The sequence below is a fragment of the Halanaerobium saccharolyticum subsp. saccharolyticum DSM 6643 genome, assembly GCF_000350165.1.
In the GTDB taxonomy this organism is placed as follows: Bacteria; Bacillota; Halanaerobiia; order Halanaerobiales; family Halanaerobiaceae; genus Halanaerobium; species Halanaerobium saccharolyticum.
Genome location: NZ_CAUI01000005.1, coordinates 764,196 through 789,026 on the forward strand (window position 1 = coordinate 764,196; position 24,831 = coordinate 789,026).

The window sequence follows — 24,831 nt, forward strand, 5'->3', positions numbered from 1 at the left end:
AAAACTGCAGGTCAAATCATCCTGCAGTTTTTTAATTTTTAAAGAGACTTATAGATAGCTCTTCCTTTTGCCGGGATTTCTATTTCTAAATAATTTCTACCTTCACCTGCTTCTTTTATTTCAATTTCTTTTCCAATATTTTTCTGATCAGATGAGTAGATACAGCTAAATTTTTCGCCGGGTAGATGAATTTCACTGTCAATTAAAACTTTAGATTTTTGTGCGATTTCTAATTCGCAATTTACTGCTAATATAAATTCTTCCTGGCTGAAGATGCGTGACCAGGCAATAATTTCTGTGCATCTTTTTTCATCCACCTGGGGCAGGTTAAAATCACTGTTTTCTATTTCTGATATTTCCCTTAAGTATTGTCTGCCTAATCTGAGATTGATATACTTGTTTCTGAGTTCGGCCAGTTTTTTGATCTCCTTATAAAGAGGGTTGTTTCTGTCAAAAAAGCTTTTGTTACGGGTTCTAAATGCACCAAAATCTCCTCCAAACATTGATTCTCTAACATATTTGTCATGATCTCCACTGCCGTCAAATCCTTGTTCAGTTCCATAATATATACAGGGGATTCCCGCAGTAAAAAAGTTTAAAAAGACAGCATTTTTAAGAAGTGGAGCTGTTTTTTTATCAGCTGTGAAACGTTCTTTGTGCTGAGGCTTATAGACCATGTCATGGTCGTCAAACATGGTTATAACTCGTTTATGATACCACTGATTTTCTCCTTCGCTTAAAACCTGTGAATTTGTAAAAATTGAAAAATAATTTTCTGCTGCATAATAACCCTTGGCTACATTCTCAAGATTTTCGGGAATTTTGTTGATACCAAGAGCTGCATTAAGACCTGTATTTTCACAAATTGATTTAGCAAATTCCATACCACCTGTTATTTCACCTACTATATAAAAATCTTTTTTGCCCAGAGTCTGGGTAAATTCTTTAATTTCTGTGACAAAAAAGCGGACAGCACCAGGATCTAAATGCTTTACTGTATCCAATCTGAAGCCGTCTAAGTCTGCATAAGCTATCCAGTATTTATAGCATTCTGTTAAAACCTTTAGGGCTTCTGAGGGCTTATAATCATCTACCTCTCCAGAACCAGTATCAATATTTTTTAAAGAGAAAAAATCTCCTTCTCTAAATTCTGGATCACTGTCCCAGTCTCTAATATAACCCTTTTTGCTGAAGGTAGCCAGATTAAAAATTTCTTGAGGCCAGACACCTCCTTCAGGCCAGGTATTACTGTAGTCAGGATTTTCTGGATCAATAACTGCTTTTCCATCTTTATCTCTAAATGCTTTTACAGGATATTCTTCTCCTGTATAGAAAGGATCTTCGTCATCATAAAGAAAGACATCAGCTGTATGGTTAATTATTACATCTAAAATAATATAAATTCCCTTTTTATGTGCCTCATCAACTAGATTTTTGAGGTCATCTTTACTGCCGAAATGAGGTTCAATTTCTAAAAAGTTCTGGGTTCCATAGCCGTGATAATTTTCAGAGTAAATAGGTTGTTTGAGGGTCGGGCTTATCCAGAGAACGCTAACTCCTAATTCTTTTAGATAATCAAGCTTATTTATTATTCCTTTGAGAGTGCCTCCATTCCAGCTTTCCCCACTATCAAGCCATTTCTGTTTAGCTGCTTCAGTTTTTAAGGCATTTTCGTAATCTTTCTTTTCATTATATAGTGGATAATCTTTTTCAGATGCAAATCTATCTATTAGGAGAAAATAAAAAATTTGTTCATCCCATGCTTCCGGAGATTTTTGATATTTTCTTTTTTTAATTATTTTTTTTAAATTAAATTCCTCAAAACTTTTCATAAGCAAAATGCCTCCTTATCTTTTGGTTGCCTATTATTCATATTCGTTAAATTAATCATTTTTCCTGTAAGACAACTAATTTATCTTAGATTATTAAGTTATACACCAGTTCGCGACATAGGGCTGTCACTCCCCTATGTTAAGCTAAAGAAAAGTAAAAATAAAGAAATAAAATACAGGAATGAATAAATTTTTGCAGAATAAATAATATTAGTATTACAAAAATTATAGATGGGGTGAGCTTATGGATTCAAGCTTAAAGCTGAAAAATAATTTAATAAATAATTTATCGATTGGGATTGTAGTAACCAATCAACAGGGAGATATTTTATTTACAAACAAAGCTATTAAGGAAATGACCGGCTATACAGAAGCCGAAGTTAAAACTATGGAAGACTGGTATAAAAAGGCTTATCCCAATCCAAAATACCGAAAAAAAGCAAAAAGGTTTTTTCAATATGATTTAGAAAATAATATTCAAGATAGAACCTATAAAATCACAACAGCTGCTGGAAATTATAAATATTTTAATTTTCGTTACTCAGAATTAGAGGCTGGCAAAACTCTTTTTGAAATTATTGATATTTCTTATAGAATTGAACAAAAACAAAAATTAGAAAATCAAAAGATAATTTTCGAAAATCTATTTACTAATTCACTGGAAGGTATTGCCTTATTAGATCAGGATTATAAGATACTGAATATCAACAAAAAATTTGAAGAAATATTTAATCTTTCTAAAAATAATATTACAGATAAAAATATTTTTGATGTCGTAACTTTATTTGAAAAGAATAAAAATATAAAAAAGGCAATGAAGAAAATAAGAGATAAAGATAATTGGGAAGATCAGGTAAGGTTTAAAGTTGATAATCAAATAAAATACTGCAATGTCCACATCTTTTCTGTAGAAAATGAAGAGCTTGAAAACTTAACTTATGTTGCATTTGATGATATTACAGAAAACAAAGAAAAAGCAAAAGAATTAAAAGAAGTAAAAGAAAGATTGGAGCTGGCTGTTGCTGGTGCTAATATTGGGATCTGGGATTGGAATGTAGAAAACAAATACATCCATTTTAATGAAAACTGGACCGAGATGATTGGCTATCAGGATTCTGAATTAAATAATACTGTTCATACCTGGTTTAATTTAGTTCATCCTGAGGATAAAGCTCGCGTTTTAAAAGACATTAAAGAGCATCTGGATGCTAAAAATGAAAAATATTTTAATGAACATCGCCTTAAAACTAAAGCTGGCAGCTGGAAATGGATCCGAGTTATTGGCAAGGTAACAGAGGTAAATGAAAATGGAAATCCAGTCAGAATGGTAGGAGTCCATATTGATATAGATAAAGAAAAAAGAGCCAAAAAAGAAAACGAATATTTATCAAATCACGATGAACTAACAGATCTTTATAATCGAAGATATTTTAATGAAGAAATCAAGCGGCTTGATGATTCGCGCCAGTATCCAATTAGTATTATTATAGGTGATTTAAATAAATTAAAAAATATTAATGATAACTATGGTCATATTATGGGTGATAGATATCTAAAATTAACAGCAGAAGCGATAAAAGAAAGCCTGAGGACTGAAGATCTGGTTGCAAGAGTTGGTGGAGATGAATTTGCAGTAATTCTGCCTGAAACTGATTCTGATGCAGCCGAGGCTGTAAATCAAAGAATTTTAGAAAATATTGAAAAGAAAAATATTGTGGCAGATCTGCCTGAACCATTAAGTATTGCCCTTGGTTATGAAACAATAGACTTTAATAATCAACAAAACAGCTATCAAAATATTATTGAGTGTTATCATAAAGCTGATAAAAAGATGTATGAGCAGAAATTTGCCCAAAGATAAGGGATGATTATATGGTTGATGAAAAAAATGAAGAAAAAGCTGAAAATAATAAATATAAGAGTGGGCCAATTAGTGATAATATCTTAATAATAGCCCATATAATTTTTATAATATTTTCTTTTGTTTTTGCTTATCTAGCTCCATTTTATTTAGGTTTTTTATTGATAATCCTGCATAAAAGCCATGAATTATATTTTGGAGAGTGCTATTTGACTCTGCTTCAGCAAAAATATAATTACAGTGAGGCTGAGGATGATTTCTTCTACCATTTATTTCAGAGATTAAATCTTAAGACAAATAGAAGTTTTACCAGAAATATTCATCGGGCAATTAAAACTATAATTTTTTTGATTGTGCTTTTTAACATGTATAATTATTTTCTGAACTAAAAGCAACTTTACTTTTAATAGATAATATTAATAATAGAACTTAAAATAATAAAGGAGTTAATGATTAAAAAACAACTAAGATAAAAGGAGATATAATAGATGGATAAAATAATAGAACGATTTAAAAGATATATTGCAGTAGATACAAAATCTGATCCAGATTCAGAAACAGTTCCCAGCACTAAAGGCCAGCTGGAACTTGGAAAACTTCTGCTGGAGGAATTAAATGAATTAGGACTTAAAAATGTAATCCAGGATGAAAACGGATATCTTTACGGAGAACTGCCAGCTAATACAGCTGAAGAGGTTCCAACTATAGGCTTGATAGCTCACCTCGATACCAGTCCAGATTTAGCTGGCCAGGTTTTAAGTCCTCAAATAGTAGATTATCAGGGTGGGGAAATCAAATTAAATGATCAGTACAGTCTGACACCAGATGAGTTTCCAGCCTTAGAAAAATTAAAAGGAAAAAAACTGATTACCACCGATGGAACTACACTTTTGGGTGCTGATGATAAGGCAGGGATTGCAGAAATCATGACGGCTCTCGATTATTTAATTTCAAATCCAGAGATCAAGCATGGAACCATTAAAGTTGGCTTTACTCCAGATGAAGAAATTGGCAGAGGTGCAGATCATTTTGATATAGAAGCTTTTGGGGCTGATTTTGCTTATACTCTGGATGGAGGTCCACTTGGTGAACTGCAGTATGAAAATTTCAATGCGGCCAGTGTTGATCTAAAAATACAGGGAAAAAATGTTCATCCAGGTACAGCAAAAAATATGATGGTCAATTCAATTAAAATCGCAATGGAATTAGATTCAATGCTGCCGGCTGCAGAAGTTCCGGAACATACAGCAGATTATGAAGGCTTTTATCACTTAATTGATATTGAAGGCAGTGTAGATTATACTGAGATGAGTTATATAATTAGAAATTTTTCCAAAGAAGAGTTCACAGAGAAGAAGGCCTTAATGCAGCAGGTGGTAGATTTTTTAAATAATAAATATGGTGAGAGAATAGAAGTGAAAATAGAAGATAGCTATTATAACATGAAAGAAAAAATAGAGCCTCATTTTGAGATCATTAAGCTGGCAGAAAAGTCAATGGAGGATTTAGGAATAAAAGCAGATATCAAACCGATCAGAGGTGGAACAGATGGAGCCAAACTCTCCTACATGGGACTGCCAACTCCAAATATATTTGCAGGAGGCTATAACTTTCACGGCAGATTCGAATTTATACCAGTCGAGAATATGAAAAGAGCTGCTGAATTAATAGTTAAGATTGCAGAAAATGCGGTCCAAAGATAAGAAATTATTTGAAATTATAAAAGATAAATTTTACGAATTCCATCCCACCGGTAATTTAGCCTACCATAAAAAAATTGAACTATAATTAAATTATATTATTTGAGGAGTGTTGATTTGGATCTTAGAAAAAAAATATTAGAGTTAGAAGATGAAATGATATCTATGAGAAGAGATTTTCATGCTCATCCTGAGCTTGGTTTTAAGGAAGAAAGAACATCAGATATAATTTATAATTATTTAAAAGATTTAGATTTAGAAGTCGAAAGAATAGCTAAAACAGGTGTCGTTGCTATTTTAAAGGGTAATAAACCTGGTAAAACAGTTATGTTGCGATCTGATATAGATGCTATTCCAGTTCAAGAAGAAAATGATTTACCTTTTAAATCACAAAATGATGGGATTTCTCATAATTGTGGCCATGATGGTCATATTTCTATGCTATTAATAGCAGCAAAAATCTTATCTGAAATGAAAGATGAAATTAAAGGTAATATAAAATTTGCTTTTCAGCCAAATGAAGAACATGCTGGAGCTTATTTGATGATTGAAGAAGGAGTATTAGAGTCTCCTAAAGTGGATGCAGTTTTTGGTATTCATCTCTGGTCATTAATTAATTCAGGAGAAATTGGTGTAGTTGAAGGTCCAATTATGGCTTCTAGTCACTATTTTAATTTAAAATTAATAGGCAAAGGGGGACATGCTGGTGCACCACATGATTCTATCGATCCTGTAGTATGTGCAAATACTATAATGCAGAGTTCCTATACTATGCAGGCAAGAGAAATTAATGCAGTAGATCCTACAGTAATCTCTTTTTGCAAATTCATAGCCGGATCTTCTCCAACAATTATTCCTCAAGAAGTTGAAATGGAAGGTTCAATTAGATGTCTTCATGAAAAATTTGATCTTGTAAAAGAAAAATTCGAACGAATTACTTCTAATATTGCTAAAGCTAATCGGTGTGAGTATAAGCTTGATATTAGCTTAGGAAATTCATTATTAAAAAATGATGAAAAATTAGTGGATTTAGTTAAAAAATCTGCTTCAGAAATTGTTGGCAAAGAAAATATAGTATCTGATGTGCAAGTTATGTTAGGTGAAGATTTTGCCGAATATGGAAAAGATATTCCTATTGCTTTTTATTTTGTTGGAATTGCAAATGAGAATAAAAATACTGATTATCCACATCATCATCCAAAATTTAATATTGATGAAGATGTACTAAAAACAGGTGTAGAAATGCATATAAAATCTGCTCTTAACTATCTAAACAAGTAAATTTACTTATGGTTTATTTAATTACATAAAACAAAAATATTAGAAAAAAATGGATGGCATTTAGTAAAATATTTGAAAAAGATATAAAAAGAGAAGGTACTTTAACACCATTCCAGGTAGTTTCTTAAGTATTGGCTGGACCTTTAGGTACTGGTAATATTGCTGGTGTAGGTGTTGCAGTTGCTATCATGGTTGGAATAGTTATTATTGGTGGAGATGAGTTTGAAGAAGAGTTAGATGCTTAAATTAATTAAAGTTTTATAGTTAATATTATTTTAGTTATTTAACTACCGCCACTTGTGGGCGGTTTTTTTATTTTTAAGGAACATTATTTGTGTGAGTGGAAAGATTTAACAATGTCAGTTAAGTTCTGAATCTATTGAAGAGTTAAACTAAACTATATAAATATGATTATTTTAATATAAAAGAGCAGCTGGTTAATATGATGACAAGTGATTAACCGAGTTGGATTACGTAAATTAAAATTGATGATAATGATATAGCTGTATTTATTGACATATGTTCATTAATATATTATAATTTATATTGTAAATAATAAATATTAATCTTTTGGAGGGATTTTTTTGAATAAGTACGACATTTTGATTATTGGTGGAGGACCTGCTGGAATTACATTAACTAAAAATATAAAAAATAAAAGAAATATAGGAATAATGAGGCCTGAAGATCATTCGATGATTTATTGTGCAATGCCTTATGTGATAGAAGATCTACTGCCTTATGAAAAAACTTTAAAAACTGATTCGATTGTAACTGAGACAGGTGCGGATTTAATTAGGGATCTAGCAGTGGAAATTGATTTTGAAAATAAGATTGTTAAAACTGAAAAAGATGATAACTACGGCTACAATGATTTAATTATTGCCACTGGAGCTGATCCAATTCTACCTCCAATCAAGGGAGTAGAGCTGGATGGGGTTATGACTTTTAAGAGCGAAAAAGATCTAAAAAAGATATTAAGTATTGTAAACAGTGGAGTTGAAAATGTTTCGGTGGTGGGAGCTGGTGCTATTGGAATTGAACTGGCCCAGGCATTAAACGAAAAAGGGATAAATACCAATTTAATTGATATGATGCCAACTGTGCTGCCCAATATGCTGGATAAAGATATTGCAGAAGAAGCTGAGGCAGAATTAAAAGAGCTTGGTATTAATTTAAATTTAGACAAAAGGGTAGTTGAGTTAAAAGGTGATTCCTCTCTGGAATCAATTGTTTTAGATAATCAAGATGAAATTGAAAGTGAGCTTGTTATTTTTGCTGTGGGAATGAAGGCTAATGTTGATTTTCTCAAAGACAGCAGTTTAGAAATTGCTGCTGATGGAATTTTAGTTAACGAAAAAATGGAAACAAATATTGAAGATGTTTATGCTGTAGGAGACTGTGTACAGTTTGAAAGTGGAATTACAGATGAAGTTATTTCCGGTAAACTGGCAACTAATGCTGTAGCAATGGGGAGAGTGCTGGCAGCAAATTTACTTGGTAAAAAGAGAAAATATCAGGGCTTTTATAATGGTGCCGCTACTAAAGTTGGGGGTCTTTATGTTGGAGGAACAGGACTGACTGAAAAACTTGCTGCAGAAAAATATGATATAATTACTGCTCAAGCAAAATTTAAAACTGCTTTTCCGATTATGCCTTTCGCTAAAGATGTTAAACTAAAATTAATTGTAAATAAAGCTGATCGAAAAGTACTGGGCGGCCAGATTATTAGTGGTGAGCCGGTTACCGATAAAGTTGATAAAATTACCATGGCAGTTCAGTATGGTCTAGATGTTGATCAACTTTTAGATTTCAATTATTCTTCTCAACCTTATCAATCTTTTTATCCTGCTCACAATCTTTTAGTTAAAGCAGCTGAAGAGGCTGTTAAAAAAATTGACAGCTAGAAATCAAAAAGTATAATATTTGTATCTTAAATCCTGTTTCCTTAATTGAAGCAGGATTTTTTTGCTTCTTAAGCTTAAAATTAGTTTCTTTTTAAGCTTTTAATGATATAATTTAATTAAATAGTCTACCAAAATGAGAGGTGCTAATAATGGAAAATAAAAAAGATAAATTTATTGAAATGTTTAATGAACTTTATGAACATCTAAAAGAGGTCAATGACTGGGACACTTCTTTTTACAGCCTGCTGCATGAAGGCCGAAATAATGATTATATAATTAAAAAGTACAGAGAAGAACTTGACACTGTCAGGGAAGTTAGAAACTCGATTGCCCACAACAATGAATATTATTTTTTACCCAGCAGCTCCCTATACAATTTGTTAGAAGAAATTTTAGATAAAGTGATAGATTCTCCTAAGATCAGTGATTTTATTGATGATAATTTGATGGTAATTAAAGAAGATACTTCAATAATTAAAACGATCAAGGATATGAAAAAACATGACTATGATCAAATTCCAGTAGTAGATCAAAATGGGAAGTACATTGAATTACTGACCACAAATACAATTATTAGATGGATGGGAGATTTAAAGTCAGATCAGGGCGGTAAGCTGATTGTTGAAGATGCTCAGATCAAAGAAGTTTTAAAATATGCAGAAGCAGATGAAGTCTGCGAATTCATTTCAAAAGACAGCAAATTGGATATCTTAATTGATAAGCATGAGTCAATAATAAAAGCAGGAAATAAAATTGATGCTTTTTTGATAACTGAAAACGGACATCAAGATGAAGTGCTGCAGGGAATTATTACTGACTGGGAAATACCGGAAATCTATAATAAGTTAAATATTTAATCTTATTTTTATAATTAAAAAAACTGACTAGGAGAATAAAAGTACTGATTATTCTTAAAACATGAATTTATATAAAATAAATGAGCTAAGTGCTATAATCAAAGCTGAAACTAAATAAGTTGAATTCTTTTTTTCTACAAAAATTCTGGTATCCCATACGATTTTTGGCAGTTTAATAATGTCTTTTAAAGCCCAGATTTCTTTGCGGCCAATTGCAAGAGTATATTTACCCTGAGCTTCTTCTCCTGAAAATACTGCCAGATAATAAGTGCCTGTTGCTGGAGCTGCAGTTGAAAATTCCTGTCTTTTCCAGTAAGATGTCCTGGTGAATGGTTCAAAAAAGGTATCGGGGTTATCATTATCATCTCTAACAATAATTATGTTCTCGTCTGCTTCAAGTTTTAAGATGGAATTGATATAATCAGGATCATAGTCAGCATAGTCGTTTTCTAAAGCGGGACCAATCAAAGCAAGATCTGGTTTGAAATCCTGATATCTATCTATTACCGGAATAACCATGCTGAAATAAATATCTTCACCCTGCTCGGCCTTAAAGCTATAATAATCTACATCTCCAGCCTGCTCTAATTGATTGTAGGCAGCCCAGGAAATTTGATGATCTTCAACAAATATGGGCTCTTTTTTAGATGCAGCACCAGAAGTATCCAAAGGTACATGAGCCTGTGCATCTGACTTAAAGCTTAAAATTAAAGTTAGGATAATTAGTATTGTTGAAAATAAATCTACTATAATTTTCATTTTTATTTTCCCCCTTTGTCTTCAATCTCTATATATAATTATACTGCTTCTGAAATTAATATACAACATTGAATCATTTTTAAATAAAAAAATAATAAATTTGTTTTTAAAAAATAATTTTAATAAGGGGATGGCAAAATGTTCAAAAAAATTTCTTTAGAAAGAACAGCTTGTTATGGTCACTGTCCAATATATAAATTAGATATTTTTGCTGATGGCAAAGTCAATTATTTTGGGGAATTATTTGTTCGAATTGAGGGATTTAAAAGCTGGCAGTTAAGTGCTGAATCAATTGAAAAACTAAATGAAGTTATATATAAATATGATTATTTTAATATAAAAGAGCAGATGGTTACGATGATGTCAAGTGATTCGCCGAGCTGTATTACGGAAATTAAAATGGATGACGGAAGAGAAAGAAAAATAAAGAATGACTATGGCTGCAATCAATGGCCGCTAAAGCTTAAGGCTTTTGAAAATAGGATTGATAAGATTGTAAATTCAGAGCAGTATGTTAATGAGGATGAATAATTGAACAGTTAGAAAAAGAATATCAGTAATGGCTTTTATCTGGGTAACTAGGTTTTTGATATAAGATTTATTATTAAAAAAGTCTACTAAAGTTTATACAGAAGAATGTAAAAGCTTAGATTAATAGAAAGAAGGTCAAATATAATGAGCTGTGTATTTTGTGATTATCCAAAAGAAGATTATATTATTGAAAATGAGCTGGCCTTTGTTATTTACGATAAATTTCCAGTTAATGAAGGCCACATGCTGGTGATACCAAAGCGGCATTTTGCCAGTTATTTTAAAGCCACTCAAGCAGAAATAATAGCCATCTTTGAACTGACAAAAGAGTGTAAAAAAATCTTAGAGGCAGAATATAATCCGGACGGCTATAATATTGGTTTTAATGTTAACTATTCCGGCGGTCAGACTGTAATGCATCTGCATCAGCATCTTATTCCCCGCTATGAGGGAGATGTTGATAATCCGAGAGGTGGAATCAGGAGGCTGAAGAAGCAGCTGGTTTATTATGATGGGTGATAATAAAATTAGCTATACTTTCTAATTAAATATATAATGATTCCAATATGGTTATTCTTTATTAATTATAACATCGATGTTATAATTAATTTAAGAGTGTGAAAGTCGATTAGGGGGTTAATATAATGAAAAACTGGGATGAATTTGATCAAATAGTAAAGTCATCTATGTCAGAAGAAGAGTATGAACGTCATATTTTAATAGCTAAAATTTCAGCTGATTTAATAAGATTAAGACTTGATGAAAACATGACTCAAACAGATTTGGCTGAAAAATCAGGATTAAAGCAGTCAGCGATTGCCAGGCTGGAGTCAGAAGAAGTGCTCCCTAAATTAAGTACATTACTTAAATTAGCTAAAGCTTTAGATGCTAATATCAATTTAAATCCTAATCAAGAAAGTATAATAAAAATTAAATCTAATAAAATGATTGATAATAAAGCTGGTTAAAAATATTTTGATATTTATCATTTTCCATGTTACTATATGATCACAATTTAATAATTCTACTCTTATTAAGAGTGGTGGAGGGATCGGACCCGTTGAAACCCAGCAACCCCCGTCAGGGAAGGTGCTAATTTCCGCAGCAGTTGTGCTGAAAGATAAGAAAGAAGCTGATGAATATCTATGGGCTCTTCTCTTATTGAGAAGGGCTTTTATTATTTTAAAACTAAAGTTAGGAGGAATATAATGGCTTATACGTATACTACTGGTCTAACAATTTTTAATAAGAAACCTGGTACAACAAAAGAAATGTCCTGTAATGTTTGTGATAGCAAATGTGAGGTAAAAAGAAATGTTTTGGACTATAAAGATTTTGGCTCAGCCATGGCCAAAAAGAAAACAAGATTTGATCGTTTTAAATGTCCTCATGCAGAAAAAGAGTGGCACCAAAATCTTGAAAAATTGGTTGAACAGAAAAGAGAAAATCACAGCACAAAAATTGATCAAATGCTGCAGGAAGAAATTGAAGCAATTAAGGCTAAGCATCTAGCATAACTTTCAGCCGGGTCCAGCTCTCTAATATTAAAAAAATAATATTGGGAGATGATTAAATGCTTTTAAAACTCAGGAATGATATTGATAAATTGGAAAAGGAATATAAGAAACTGGAGCTATTTGAATTGGAATTAAAATTAATAGAGTTTGAAATGACATTGGTTAAATTATTAAATGGAAAGAAATTTTTAGTTAAGATCCCTGTTGAGGCATTAAAACATGATATGAAAAGTATTAAAGATGAGCTTTATAATTTAAAGGCTGAAGAACTTGATAATTTAATAGAAAAGATTGACATTAAGATTAACAATATTGTTGATGGACAGATTACAGCTGAAATCGGTGGAGCAGCTATCTATTTAAGAAATATGAGAAATGCAACCAAAAAAGAAAAGATGAATAAGAGAATATATTTGCTATAATTTACAATTAATGGTATAATATTTATGTTATCATTGAACTTAAGCTTTAAGTTATGGTAAAATATATTTAGAAGGGAAAATTGCCGTGCCTGAAAAATCAAATACACCTCATGGTGATTTTTTTTAAGCAAACTTTTGGCAGATTAGATATTACAAGAAATTTTCTGCAGAGTTATCTGCCGCAAAATTTGAGAGAATTTGTTGATTTCAGTGAACTTGATCACAGACCAATTTCTTATGTTGGAAAAAGCAGTTATTATTCTGATTTATTGTTTAAATCAAAAATAGAGAATAAAAAATACGGAGTTTATCTACTTTTTGAACACAAAAGTTATAATGACAAATGGTCAGTAATGCAGATTTTTAATTATTTGGCTAGAATATGGATGCGGGAAAAACGAACAAAGGGAATAAAAAATTTATCTTTTATTATTCCAATCTTATTTTACCACGGAGAAAACGGTGGTCTAGTTATAAAAAGTTTTTCAGAATATTTTGATCAAAATATGATTGAGAATTATGATCTAAATAAATATCTCCCAGATTTTGAAACAGTATTTTATGATTTTTCTAATGATTCTAATTTAAAATTATTAGGAGATAGAAGAGTACGGTTGACTTTAAAATTCTTTAAGATTTCAAAGATAAAAGATATTACAGTTGTTTATCAGGAAATAATTTCTTTTTTGCCGGTCATATTTTTACTGGCTCAATTGGTGTTGATAGGGATATTTTTCAATTAGGTATAAATTATATTGCTGATAGTAGAGAGAAATTTGATTATTATCTATTGGGAGAAAAATTAAAATTAAAAGGTATGAAAAAGGAGGGGGATATTGTGGTATCAGCAGCTGATAAGTTAAGACTGGAAGGTTTAAGAATTGGAGAAGAAAAGGGATTAGAAAAAGGTGAACGAGAATTATTCAAGAAATTAATTCGTGGAAATTTTCCCCAAACAAATGAAGAAATAATTCACTTAATAGATAAAGTTGATATAAAAAAAATAGAAGAATTAAGTGAAAGAATTTCTAGGATTAAAAATATTCAGGAGTTAGAATCTTATTTGAAACAATAAAAAAAGAATTTATTTATATTAACCCTTCTCATTTTGAGGAGGGTTTTTGCTTTATACATCCGTTCGCGACATAATGGTGTCAGTTACTGGTGATAGACTAAAGAAAAGCACCTCAAAAGCAGGATATCGCCAATATTTAACGAATATTTAATATTAGGAAATAAAAGTATTTGAAGTAAATATTAGCGACTTTTTTCGACTGAAATCGACAGAAAATTTAGATTAATTAACCAATTCATAAAAGATTAAGGGTGATAAAAATGTATGTAGATACAGCATATTCCGAAAAGTATACAAAAAGAGTTTTAAAAAAGTTATTAAAAAAATATGTATTGGAATGGCTGGGTTCAACTGAATTCAGATCAACTTTTAATTTAAAAGAATCTGTAGACTACTGCGGCCAGCATAAGGTGGAACTAATCACTTATCATGTTGAGTCACTGATGGAAGAAAATAGGAGCTTAGAATATGTTTATGAAAAAATTTTAGAATTCAAAGATTTTAGAGATTTATTAAATTATCTATCTCCTCATCCGTATGATACAGCTGAATCAACATTTTTAGAGTTGTTAAGAAATCATGAAAAAATTACAATAGTAGAACATCGAGAAAATGATACTTTTAAATTTTATTTAACTGATGAAATATCAGAATATAGAGAAGAAACTGAAAGAATCACTAATTTAAGTGTGTTTTTTCGCTCCTATATAGAAATCTTACTGGATATCAAAAAAGAAGCTTTTCATTTTGATGAATTGTATGAATTTCTGCTTGACCAAGAAATAAGCTATGATTCGGCAAAAAATTATCAAGACTTTCTTTATTTTAGAAAAGAAAAAGCTTATTCAGTTTCAGAAATTCTTAAACTACTGGAAGAAGAAAAAATTATGACTCCAAAAAAGATTTTTATTGAGCAGATAAAAAAAGATCACAATCGCTTTTTTAAGATTATAAAAGATTATTATGGTTTGAGATATTGGAATCCAGAAGCTGAATTTAGAGCATATCTTAAACTATTTGATAATTTTTACCAAGAAGGTAATAAAAATTATTTGGAGTTGGGTAAAAATGTGCTTGAACTTTTAGAAAAAGTAGATAAACCAGAAAAGGAAAAAAATAGACTTGAAAAAACAATAAATAGAGTTTTAGAAAGGGGATAATTAATTTGGAGAAATTAAACTCAATTACTAAAAGTACTTACCTTAATGAGGGTTTAAGAGTATTAGAGAGAATAAAGGACGAAAATTATCAAGATTATCATAAATTAATGAAAAATGTTGATTTAAATCAAAACTCTAAACACAGCCGCAGTACCTGTTGGAGTCAGATTAAAAAGAGGTATCTTGATTTTTCAGAAAATAGTAATCTGCTTTACTCACCAACAATTAAACTATTTAACAACAATATTCTTTTAAAAAAAGAGCTGTTGTATTTAAATTATATTTATACAGAACCAACATTTAGAAAGATTATAATGGATTTAATTTACCCGAAGTTAATTCAGAATAATGGTGAAACAAGTCTCAACCGAGAAGAAATTGTTAGTTTTTTAGATCCTGTTTTAGATTACAGTCGGGCAACCATTAATAAAACAGCTCGCTCTTCTGCTAAAGCCTTAATAGATTTTTCATTGGCAGAAGCAGATGGTCAGAAGATCAGGCTCAGATTTTATCAGTCAGAATTAAAGACTGTAGTTTATGCTCTTTATAATGAATACAGTAAAGAAAATTCTAAGTACAATAATTTTAATATCTTAAACCCATCTTTAGATCATCTTACAGAAAAAGCAGAATTTCCTAAGTTTTTATTGATTAATCCGAACTTTATTGATTCATTTTTACAGTCAGCCTGGAAAAATGGCTATTTATCATATGAGCCTCGGGGTGGTTTAAATCAGTATGTGCTAAAACATAAGAATATAACAGGACTTGCAGATTATATAGCAAATGAGGAGGAATAAACTATGAAAGTCTACAATGATCTTTTTCAGTTAAGCGATAAACCACAGGAAGTTATAACCATGGATGAAGCAGTAGTTAACAGTCGTCAGCAGGTAATTAATGATTACGTAATTACTTCAAAAATAAAAAAAGAAATGAAAAATGTCATACATAGCTTAAGTTTAGATAAGGGTCAGGGTTTCTGGGTTCAGGGAGCTTATGGTAGTGGTAAATCTCATTTTATGTCCTATATTACAGTTCTGCTTAAAGACAGCAAATACTGGGGTAATCTGCCTGAAGATATAAAAGATGAGTATCAAGATTATTATGCAGATAAAAACTATTTAACAGTTAATTTCACCTTAAGTGAGGTTAATAATTTGAAAGTAAAATTATTTGATGAAATAGAAAAAGAATTTAAAAATGAAAGAATAAATATTACTATCAAAAAAGATGAAAAGATTGTTAAGCAGTTTTTAGAAAAAGAAATTGACGGTCTTAAAAAAGACTGGTTTTATGATATTTTAGAAAACAAGCTTGATATTTATGTTGAAGACTGGAAAAAAGCCTTAGAATCAAATGACACTTCCAGATTGGCAGAAATAATAATTGCCTATCGTAAAGAACAGGATTCTTTCAGCCAGAAAGAGTATCGAGAAATTATATATCCAAATATTAATGAAGGCCTAGAGCAGATAAGTAAAGCTATAAATGAAAATTTTGATGGTCTGGTAATCTTTGTTGATGAATTATCCGAATTTCTGCAGAAAAAGAAATCTAAAAATCAGGAATCAGAAAGTCTTGAGACTCTGCAGGCTCTGGGTCAGCGAATTAAGGAACTACCGATCTGGCTCTTAGCTGCAGTTCAGAAAAACCCGGCAGAAATAATTGATGAGGACCTCTACATTGGAGATGAAGAAGAAAAAGTCTTTGATCGTTTTAGACCAATTAATTTAAGTGAAGCTGATATAGAAGAAATTATCGATCAGCGAATAATTATAAAAAATAAAAATCAGAAAAAAAGCATTAGGTCTATCTATAAAGACCTCAAAAATAATAAATTTAATTTAGAAAAGAGCATTAGTGAGGATAAATTTGTAAAATTGTATCCTTTCCACCATGAATTTGTAAACTCTTTAGTTCAGCTTTCTACCTATGGATCTCGGCAGCGGGCAGCAGTTAGAGAAAGTTGGGAGATTGTAAGTAACCGCTTAAACACAAAAGCAAAAAAACTAATTACCATTGATGATCTCTATGATATTTTTGAAAATGATGTAATTTATAATAATTTCAAGGAATATTATGACCTTTATAAAAATGTTTATCGTGAAGCTATAATAAAACCCGGATTTAGTGAAGACAGTGAGCTTGCTGATCGAGTTATCAAAGCTTTAATTATTTATGGAATTCGCGACAAAGAAGCTTTAAGTGCTAAAAAGCTTGGAGAATTTCTAATGGCTGATCTAGGAATGGGTATGGGTCTTTCCATGATTAATTTAGAGATTGAAGATATTTTAAAAAGTATATATCAGGATGTTATAGGTAAAGGCCTAAAAATGATCAGCATTGAAGATGAATCTGATAAGTTTCACTGGCAGATCAATCCTGGTACCAGTGGAATTAGTGTGGAAGCAGAATTGTTGGAAGAGCTTAAAATAGTTAATGAAAATGATATTATGCCTGATATTCCAACTTTTATCAATGAAAATCGAAAAAAGTTTCATGATTTTAAAGTTCATCAAAATCAGAACCAGATGGACGAAGAATTTTTGTGGAGAAATACAGCAAGAAAAGGAATCAATTATTATAAAAAAATTAAAGATGATTTAAAACTTAAAAGTTTTGATCCTGCAGAAAGAGGAATAGAATTCAGTTTGATATTGGATACACCACTTTATGATAATTATACTGATAAAATTAAAAGAGCAGAAAAGCTGGCTCAAAAAGATAAAAGAACAATCTTTTGGATTCCAGAAAATTTAGATCCAGAAAACATTAAAACTTTAAAAAAATACAGAGCGTCAAATAATTTAATCAGCAAATACTCTAATCCTCAAAATGAGGAAGAACAACAAAAACTAACTCAATTAAAAACTGAAAGCAGCAATTTAAAAAATAAGATTAAAGACACTGTAATAAAAGCTTATCTTGACGGTAAAATAGTCAATTATTATACGGATGTTGATAATATCAACCATTTTAAAGATGTAAAAAGAATAGTCGAACACTTTTTAATGCATATTCTAGATGAGCTCTACCCCAAACATCCTTACTATACATCTAGTTTTGATAGACTGCAGAGTAACAACTTAATTAGAAAATTTATTATCCCTCACAAAAGCAATTCTGATCTCAGTGGAATAGAAAATATTGCAGAAGCGTTAAACATTGTTGAAGACAAGGGTAATTATTATAATTTAACTGTTGAAAACAAAATTTGTAATGAAATAACTAAAATTTTAAATGATGGTGAATGGCACAGCACTAAAGAAATTTATCAGAAGTTTAGAAAAGCGCCCTGGGGACTTCAGGAATACAGCTATGAGGTTATACTAGCTTCCTTAATCTCTTACGGCAGTATTAGGGCCCGAGATAAAAATAATGATGTAATAAACTCCGAAAAGTTTACCATCAATTATTTCAACAGTGGATCTAATCTAACTAAAAAAATAAAGTCAGTTAGTAAAGGTAAATTGGTCAACAGCACTATCTGGGATGATCTAAAAAAAATATTTAAAATCTTTGATTTAGATTTTAGAGAAGAAAAAGCCATTGCTAGTCAGGATAAAAATTGGTCAATACTCAACAATTATCTTTTTAATTTAAAACTGGAGATCAAAAGAACAAAGAATAATCTGGCTAATTTAGGTGCAGACACTGGACAGTACGAAGAGTTCGCGGCTAAATTTAGCTTATTTAATAAATTTTTGGAATTTATCCAGCAAATTGAAAAGATTAAAGGCAGAGAATCAGACTATGGACTGCAGCGGTTTAGAGAAATTCTTCTGACCAAATACACTGATCTTCAGTTTTTTAAAGAAAAATACTATCAGATTGAAAAAATGATTAAAATGAATGACCAGCGTCTCGATTCTGAGCTTTTAAATTATTATACTTATTTTAACAGTATTAAAACAGAAAATTATAGATTAGAAGAGATCGAAAAGATTAAAGAAAGATATAATAAACTGGCTGATATTATTTTAAAAGTAGATCAGATTAAGGAACTTTTAAAAAGCAGTCAAAAAGTAAAAAAAGATTATCAGGATAAATATATAAAAGCACATAACAAATATCACAGAGCTTATCAAAAGTTTATTAATCAGATATATAATCTACCAGAATATAAGACTCTTTCTGAACTAGAAGAAATAAAAAAGATTGAGATTATTACAACAATTGATCAAAAGATGAAAAATATTAAGGAAAATTATCATGCTCCCTGTGTTATGCTAAATCAAGAAAATATTGAGCGAAAAGCTGTTCACAGCTGTGGATTTGTTCTCGGCAGTAGTTTTAATGAAATTAGTTTAGAAAAGATTAAAAATCAGCTGATGAATGGAATTAAAGAGTATCTTAAAAAATTAAAGGGTGACAGATTTATTGAGCAGATCAATATTTATTTAAATAAACAGCCAGAAAGCAAATTGAAAGAACTCAATAATTTGGAAGTATATCAGCAGGAAAAAATACTGAAGACAATAGATCAGGATTTTGTGCTGGCTGTTAACGAAGCACTAGATTCTGCCTATCCTGTAGAAGTTAATTTAAAAGAAATATCAGATCTTTATCGAGGTACAATTGCCAGTGATCAAATTAATGAGGTAACAGCTGCAGCAAAAGAGCTTTTAGAAAAAAAAATAAAAGATGAACTTAAAAAAAATCAGGAACTTGATTATGAGAGAGTTGTACTTTCAATAAAAGATAATTCTTATTCTAGCTGATTATATTTAGAATATGATTAATTTTTAAAGTTAGTAATTAAAAATCGTTTAAAATAAAAAAAGAAGAGATAAATCATGAAAAAGAAATTACTTATTTCATTAATTTTGGTGGCTTTCTTATTTTTTACTTTCACTTCGAACGTTTTAGCTGAAAAAATAGAACATCAATTTGACATTAGTATTGGTGCTGGAGATGGATATACTGAATTCAAAATTGGAGATGTAGATACAGACACTTTAAAATATGGATTTAAAAGTTTATTAGAATTTCCTCTTGATGTTGAAATGTTGAATTTGAGTTATTCAAATAATTTTAAAATACCATACCTAAATATTGGTGGAATGTCCATTAAACTTGAAAAGAATTTAAGTGATGACGCTGGAACTTTTAAAGATTCAGACTGGTTTAGTACTACTGGTATGAATAATAAAGATGTTATAGGTACTTCACCGACAGAGGTAAAAGATATTACAAGATGGAATTTTAAGGTAAGAAATGACTGGCAAAATGTTGCTGAAAACATAAAATATTCTTTACATGTCGGTTATAAACAGGATAACTATGATTTATTATCTTATGATGTAACTCAAACATATTTGACAAATGCTTATGGCCAAGCTGGAACAACAGATTATTTTTCAGGAGATAATATAACATATGAGGCAACATATGATATACCTTATTTGGGCTTTGGATTAAAAACAGATAATAAAAATATTGAATTTATGTTTAGTGCAAGTTATTCTAATTGGGCTGAAATTGAAGATGAAGATAACCACTTACATCGAGATTTAACTGTCAAAGGTAAAGGTGAAGGAAATTCTATTATGTTAAATGGAAAAGCAAAATATATTTTAAGTGATGTTACAAATCTATTTTTAAATATTAATTATAATAAAACTGAAATGGAAGGTAGCCAGGATCAATATTTACCTGATGGAAGAATACTAAAAAATATATATTATGAAGCAGAACAAGAATATACCGATATAAGTCTGGGCTTGAATTGGAATTTTTAGATTAAAACATCAAAATATATTAGCCCTTCTCATAATGAGGAGGGTTTTTTGCTTTTATACACCCGTTCGCGACATAGTGTTGTCACACGGCTGTGTTAAGTTTAATAATAACACCTCAAAAGCAGGATATCGCCAATATTTAACGAATATTTAATATTAGGAAATAAAAGTTATTATTAGAAATATTTATGACAAAATGCGACTTGAATCGACAGAAAATTTAGAATGAGGTGGTTTTTATTAATTTTAATGAACTGAGTACTAGTGCACATGATCTAATATTTAATTTGAAACCAAATGAAATAATAGTAATTTTATTCGTTATCCTAATATTTTATTTTACAATTTCTCAATGGGTTAAAAATCTATCACCTGCTAAAAATATAGAAAATGAATTAATGAATATCAGAAATGAATTAAATAAAAATTTAAATAATAATTCTTTAAAAAATATATTAAAAATAGAATCGATAATTAAAGAAAAAAAGTACATTATAAATGATTTATTAGAGGATTATATTATTATGATTAAAAATAATAATAATTCTAATGTCATTGATCCAGAATATTATATCAATAAAGAAAGTATTTTTTCTAATTATCTTAATAAAAAAATATCTGATAATATTCCAGGTATATTAATTGCAATAGGAATCTTTGGTACTTTCGTTGGGCTAGTTGTTGGATTACATTCTTTAGATCTTAATAATATTCAAGAAAGTATTACTCCATTAATTACTTCAATGTACATATCTTTTGGTTCATCATTAGCAGCAATAATGAGCTCAATAATTTATAATTATTGGAATAAAAAAATTAATGGCAGTATTGAAAAAGAAATTAATAAGTTGAATAATAGTTTGCGAAAATATCTACCAGTTAGAATTGAAAGTAACTTAATTGATAATATTGTAGAAAATCAAGAAAAGCAGCTGCGTGCAACTCAAGAATTCTATACTGATACTCTTATTCCTGAATTAGTTAATGGTGTAAAAGAAGCAGTAGATCAAAGTTTAAAACCTTCTATGAATAGCATTAATAATAATTTGAATAATTTTGTAGAGACTTCTAAAGAAAATCAAAAAGATATGATTAATGGTGTAGAAAAAATTGTTTCTGAGAATATTGCTCCACAAATTGAGGAAATGCATAATGTTATGGACAATTTAGCTAATTTATCAATTGATAAACAGAGTGAGAGTATAGATAAGATGGTTGATAAATTTATGAAAACATTTAATGAGAGTTTTGATGATCAATTTACAGCCTTAAGAGTTACTTTAGAAGATATGATTCGTTGGCAGAAAGAAAGTAAAAAAGAAATGGAGAGTTTGGTTTATACTTTAGAACAGGGAGCAGTTAAGCAAAATGATATGCTTGATTATACCGAAAAGTTATTAAATAATGTTCATCAATATGTAAAACAGTTTGATGATTTAAATGCTAATTTAAATAATAATATAATACAGTTAAATACACTGGGAGAAAAGCTTAGCGGCTTAGAAGAAAAAACTAATGATAAATTAGAAATATTGATTGAGCAGCAGGAAAAATTTGATCAGAAGAAAAATTCACATATTGATGAGATGGAAATACAGCTAGATAATATAGAACAATACTGGGACAATGTACAGTCAAGCTTTACAAAATTAAATAATAATTTCAATGGGGCTGTAGAACAATTTGCAGATAGTACTCATGATAGTTTAGAAAAAACATTCACAAGTTTTGATAAGAATTTAAGTGAAATTTCTGATAGATTAGCAGTTACAATTAGGGAAGTTAATAATTCATTAGAAGAAATACCTAATTCATTTAAACAATTAAAAAATCTTTTAGATGAATTTAAAATAGATCGACAAGAAATCTTAGAAGTTCTAAATAATCAGGATGCACTTTTAAGTGATAAATTTAAAGATATGTCTGATATTATGCAGGAAGAGAATAAAAGGGTTGAGCAGGTTCTAGAAAGAAATAATAAAAAATTTAAAAAAGATATTAGAAAAGAAGTTAAAAATACTTTAGAAAGAAATATTACACCGATTAATGATGAATTAGAAAAAGAAAGAGAAAAACAAAAAGAAATAATTGATCAACTATATTATATTAAAAATAAAATTGATGAAGATGAAAGTGAAACAAAAGATAAAGAAGATAAATCTAACTTTTTCTCCAGGCTTAGGGGTGATAATTAGTGCTTAATTTTTTTCGTAAGAACAAAACTGATAGTGAGGATGAAAAAACTAACTTCTGGATTTCATATGCAGATGTTTTAGCAGCATTATTACTGATGTTTATACTATTATTATCTGTTGTTATGTTGGATGTTAAAAATACTGAGATTAAAGCTCTAAAAGATCAACAAGAAGCTAAAAATTTAAAAAAACAATTAGATATAAAAGAAGAAAAAATTGAAAAACAAAAAAACGAAATAGAAGCAAAAACGCAAGAGATAGATAAGTTATTAGGGGTCAGAGAAGAAATTATTATTGCCCTACAGCAGAAATTTGCTGACACAGATTTAAGCCTAGAAATTGATTCTCAAACAGGGGCAATTCGCCTGCCGGGAGGAGTATTTTTTGATACAGATAGCACTGAAATAACAGATGAGGGTATTAAATTTTTAGAAAGTTTTATCCCTCAATATGTCGGAATATTATTGGGTCCTGATTTTAAAGAATATGTAGCTCAGATTATTATTGAAGGTCACACTGACGATGTGGGCAGCTATATGTATAATTTAGAATTATCACAAAATAGAGCCTTTGAAGTTGTTACTCAAATTTATGATGGAAGTTTTACTGATTTTGAATATAAAAACAGATTAAGAGATTATTTAACTGCTAATGGTCGTTCATATAGTCAGCCAATTAAAAATCAAAATGGAGAAATTAATAGAGAACGATCTCGCAGGGTAGAATTTAAATTTAGACTTAAAGATACTGAAATGATAAATGATATTAAAAATACATTGGGAGAATGATCGTATGAAATTTAATAGCTTTTTTTTTCAGCCATCTAAATTAATTGCAGTGAAAAATGAAATCAAAAAAACATTTCCTACCAAATCAGATATTTATAAAATTAAATCTCAAAAAGCAAAAGAAGTAGACTTAGAGGAGTTATTAAAGAAAATAAGAGAATTCAGTTTAGATAGAATTATATATCTAGCAGATTCATTAAAAGCTGAAGAAATAATAGCCTTAGCAATTAACTATAGTGAGATTCCTAATGAGTTGTATAAAAAAATAAATAAGATTATATTACATAAAAAAAATAAATTTCTAATTAAAATTTTATGGAATAATTTTGCTGAGGATTATAAAAATGAAGATTTAAACAGATTGCTTGGTAATTTATTAGCTTCATTTTCTAAATTAAATGACCAGGAAAAAGTTTTATATAATATTTTTAAAGACTCTTCACCCCTAATTAATATGAGAAAGCAGATTGAAAATAATAAAATCACTTTATTTGATTTTTTAGAAGAGCTAGATTTGATATTTGAAAATAAGATTTCTAAAAGATTAGCAGCAGATTTATTTAGCAAAAGTTCTAAGCTGTTTTTTATTAGAGAAGAAAAGGATAATTTAATTAAAATTTTCAAAGAATTAGAAATCAATAATTTAAAAGAAGTTGTTGAAAATTATTTATTTGTTTTTAAAGATAAGGAATATCAAGAAGAACTGATGTATAAAATAAAAGATCGTTTAGGTGATCCAAGAGAAGATTACAGTACTGCCTGGAATAATATTGCTCATAAAGCCAAAGAAAAGGCTGCAGCTTGGTTTAACTATAAAAAACTAAAAGAGTTTTTTGACAGCATAACCACTGATCAAGAAGAAGCTCAAAAACGGTTTTCTTATTGGGAAAAGCATGTTGATATAATGGAAAAAGTTGATTATGTTAAAAAATATCTGCAGTTATTTTTAACTTTTGATAATTTTGTTGTAGTTGAATTTGGTGATTTAGGCAATGCAGTTTATTTTTATAAAAAAGATTTCTTCAAAGAAAATTTAGCTCAGTATACAAGCAAATATAATGCTGTAAATAATAAATCACTAAAATATACTTATGAAGCAAGAAATAATAGAAATAAATATGTTTATAAAGTTGATCATAGAAATGATTGGCAGCATAAAGTCAATAGAATGCTTAAAGAGCTTAGATTAGGGAGGAAATAGT

At 29.6% G+C, this 24,831-nt stretch carries 22 protein-coding genes and 1 riboswitch; of the genes, 20 read left to right on the top strand and 2 right to left on the bottom strand.

Features of this window, described 5'->3' with window-relative positions; all coding sequences use genetic code 11:
• Nucleotides 1-38 precede the first annotated feature (38 nt).
• Entirely contained in the window at nucleotides 39-1,832 is a 1,794-nt protein-coding gene (locus tag HSACCH_RS03920; RefSeq protein WP_005488006.1) for an alpha-amylase family glycosyl hydrolase, read from the bottom strand.
• Between the two features lie 244 nt (nucleotides 1,833-2,076).
• On the opposite strand from HSACCH_RS03920, the gene HSACCH_RS03925 reads away from it, so the two are divergent.
• From HSACCH_RS03925 to HSACCH_RS03950, 6 genes are all read left to right on the top strand, one after another.
• Nucleotides 2,077-3,693 carry a PAS domain S-box protein gene (locus tag HSACCH_RS03925; RefSeq protein WP_005488007.1) on the top strand — a complete coding sequence of 539 codons (1,617 nt, stop codon included), beginning with the start codon at nucleotides 2,077-2,079 and terminating at the stop codon, nucleotides 3,691-3,693.
• A gap of 11 nt (nucleotides 3,694-3,704) precedes the next feature.
• Complete coding sequence (locus HSACCH_RS03930; RefSeq protein ID WP_005488009.1) at nucleotides 3,705-4,082, top strand: hypothetical protein; 378 nt, start codon at nucleotides 3,705-3,707, stop codon at nucleotides 4,080-4,082.
• 99 nt (nucleotides 4,083-4,181) lie between these two features.
• Entirely contained in the window at nucleotides 4,182-5,396 is a 1,215-nt protein-coding gene (pepT, locus tag HSACCH_RS03935) for a peptidase T (RefSeq protein WP_005488010.1), read from the top strand.
• A 114-nt stretch (nucleotides 5,397-5,510) separates the two neighbouring features.
• Nucleotides 5,511-6,674, top strand: a complete 1,164-nt coding sequence (locus HSACCH_RS03940) for a M20 metallopeptidase family protein (protein ID WP_005488012.1) — start codon at nucleotides 5,511-5,513, stop codon at nucleotides 6,672-6,674.
• 584 nt (nucleotides 6,675-7,258) lie between these two features.
• Nucleotides 7,259-8,581: an NAD(P)/FAD-dependent oxidoreductase gene (locus HSACCH_RS03945; RefSeq protein WP_005488015.1), complete on the top strand. Its 1,323-nt coding sequence runs from the start codon at nucleotides 7,259-7,261 to the stop codon at nucleotides 8,579-8,581.
• A 149-nt stretch (nucleotides 8,582-8,730) separates the two neighbouring features.
• Nucleotides 8,731-9,438 (top strand): CBS domain-containing protein, encoded by a 708-nt coding sequence (locus tag HSACCH_RS03950; protein ID WP_005488017.1) that lies wholly within the window; start codon nucleotides 8,731-8,733, stop codon nucleotides 9,436-9,438.
• Nucleotides 9,439-9,492: 54 nt separating this feature from the next.
• Here HSACCH_RS03950 and HSACCH_RS03955 read toward each other — a convergent pair whose 3' ends face one another.
• On the bottom strand, nucleotides 9,493-10,197 hold the full coding sequence (locus HSACCH_RS03955; RefSeq protein ID WP_005488019.1) for a hypothetical protein: 705 nt from the start codon (nucleotides 10,195-10,197) through the stop codon (nucleotides 9,493-9,495).
• A gap of 138 nt (nucleotides 10,198-10,335) precedes the next feature.
• On the opposite strand from HSACCH_RS03955, the gene HSACCH_RS03960 reads away from it, so the two are divergent.
• The 14 genes from HSACCH_RS03960 to HSACCH_RS04025 all read left to right on the top strand — a co-directional run bounded on the left by HSACCH_RS03960 (nucleotide 10,336) and on the right by HSACCH_RS04025 (nucleotide 24,830).
• Nucleotides 10,336-10,728: a DUF6438 domain-containing protein gene (locus HSACCH_RS03960; RefSeq protein ID WP_005488021.1), complete on the top strand. Its 393-nt coding sequence runs from the start codon at nucleotides 10,336-10,338 to the stop codon at nucleotides 10,726-10,728.
• A gap of 141 nt (nucleotides 10,729-10,869) precedes the next feature.
• The gene (locus tag HSACCH_RS03965) at nucleotides 10,870-11,247 is read left to right on the top strand and encodes an HIT family protein (protein ID WP_040476949.1); all 378 of its coding nucleotides are present in this window, start codon (nucleotides 10,870-10,872) and stop codon (nucleotides 11,245-11,247) included.
• 125 nt (nucleotides 11,248-11,372) lie between these two features.
• Entirely contained in the window at nucleotides 11,373-11,696 is a 324-nt protein-coding gene (locus HSACCH_RS03970; protein ID WP_005488025.1) for a helix-turn-helix domain-containing protein, read from the top strand.
• A 59-nt stretch (nucleotides 11,697-11,755) separates the two neighbouring features.
• A riboswitch (SAM riboswitch) is annotated at nucleotides 11,756-11,855 on the top strand.
• Nucleotides 11,856-11,936: 81 nt separating this feature from the next.
• Nucleotides 11,937-12,245 (top strand): hypothetical protein, encoded by a 309-nt coding sequence (locus HSACCH_RS03975; protein ID WP_005488028.1) that lies wholly within the window; start codon nucleotides 11,937-11,939, stop codon nucleotides 12,243-12,245.
• A 56-nt stretch (nucleotides 12,246-12,301) separates the two neighbouring features.
• Nucleotides 12,302-12,667: a hypothetical protein gene (locus HSACCH_RS03980; RefSeq protein WP_005488030.1), complete on the top strand. Its 366-nt coding sequence runs from the start codon at nucleotides 12,302-12,304 to the stop codon at nucleotides 12,665-12,667.
• 110 nt (nucleotides 12,668-12,777) lie between these two features.
• Entirely contained in the window at nucleotides 12,778-13,410 is a 633-nt protein-coding gene (locus HSACCH_RS03985) for an Rpn family recombination-promoting nuclease/putative transposase (RefSeq protein ID WP_040476950.1), read from the top strand.
• Nucleotides 13,411-13,505: 95 nt separating this feature from the next.
• Nucleotides 13,506-13,742 carry a DUF4351 domain-containing protein gene (locus tag HSACCH_RS03990; RefSeq protein WP_005488033.1) on the top strand — a complete coding sequence of 79 codons (237 nt, stop codon included), beginning with the start codon at nucleotides 13,506-13,508 and terminating at the stop codon, nucleotides 13,740-13,742.
• Nucleotides 13,743-14,002: 260 nt separating this feature from the next.
• Nucleotides 14,003-14,902, top strand: coding sequence for a hypothetical protein (locus HSACCH_RS03995; RefSeq protein WP_005488034.1), 900 nt, complete (start codon nucleotides 14,003-14,005; stop codon nucleotides 14,900-14,902).
• Nucleotides 14,903-14,907: 5 nt separating this feature from the next.
• Nucleotides 14,908-15,702 carry a hypothetical protein gene (locus HSACCH_RS04000; RefSeq protein ID WP_005488036.1) on the top strand — a complete coding sequence of 265 codons (795 nt, stop codon included), beginning with the start codon at nucleotides 14,908-14,910 and terminating at the stop codon, nucleotides 15,700-15,702.
• A gap of 3 nt (nucleotides 15,703-15,705) precedes the next feature.
• Entirely contained in the window at nucleotides 15,706-19,626 is a 3,921-nt protein-coding gene (locus HSACCH_RS04005; RefSeq protein WP_005488038.1) for a DUF6079 family protein, read from the top strand.
• 75 nt (nucleotides 19,627-19,701) lie between these two features.
• Nucleotides 19,702-20,646 (top strand): omptin family outer membrane protease, encoded by a 945-nt coding sequence (locus HSACCH_RS04010; protein ID WP_005488039.1) that lies wholly within the window; start codon nucleotides 19,702-19,704, stop codon nucleotides 20,644-20,646.
• Between the two features lie 398 nt (nucleotides 20,647-21,044).
• Nucleotides 21,045-22,841: a hypothetical protein gene (locus tag HSACCH_RS04015; protein ID WP_160162751.1), complete on the top strand. Its 1,797-nt coding sequence runs from the start codon at nucleotides 21,045-21,047 to the stop codon at nucleotides 22,839-22,841.
• A complete protein-coding gene (locus HSACCH_RS04020) occupies nucleotides 22,841-23,629 on the top strand; it encodes an OmpA family protein (RefSeq protein ID WP_005488043.1) in 789 nt (262 codons plus the stop codon). Before HSACCH_RS04015 ends, HSACCH_RS04020 begins: the two co-directional genes overlap by 1 nt.
• A 4-nt stretch (nucleotides 23,630-23,633) precedes the next feature.
• Nucleotides 23,634-24,830: an EH signature domain-containing protein gene (locus HSACCH_RS04025; RefSeq protein ID WP_005488045.1), complete on the top strand. Its 1,197-nt coding sequence runs from the start codon at nucleotides 23,634-23,636 to the stop codon at nucleotides 24,828-24,830.
• Nucleotide 24,831: the final 1 nt, after the last annotated feature.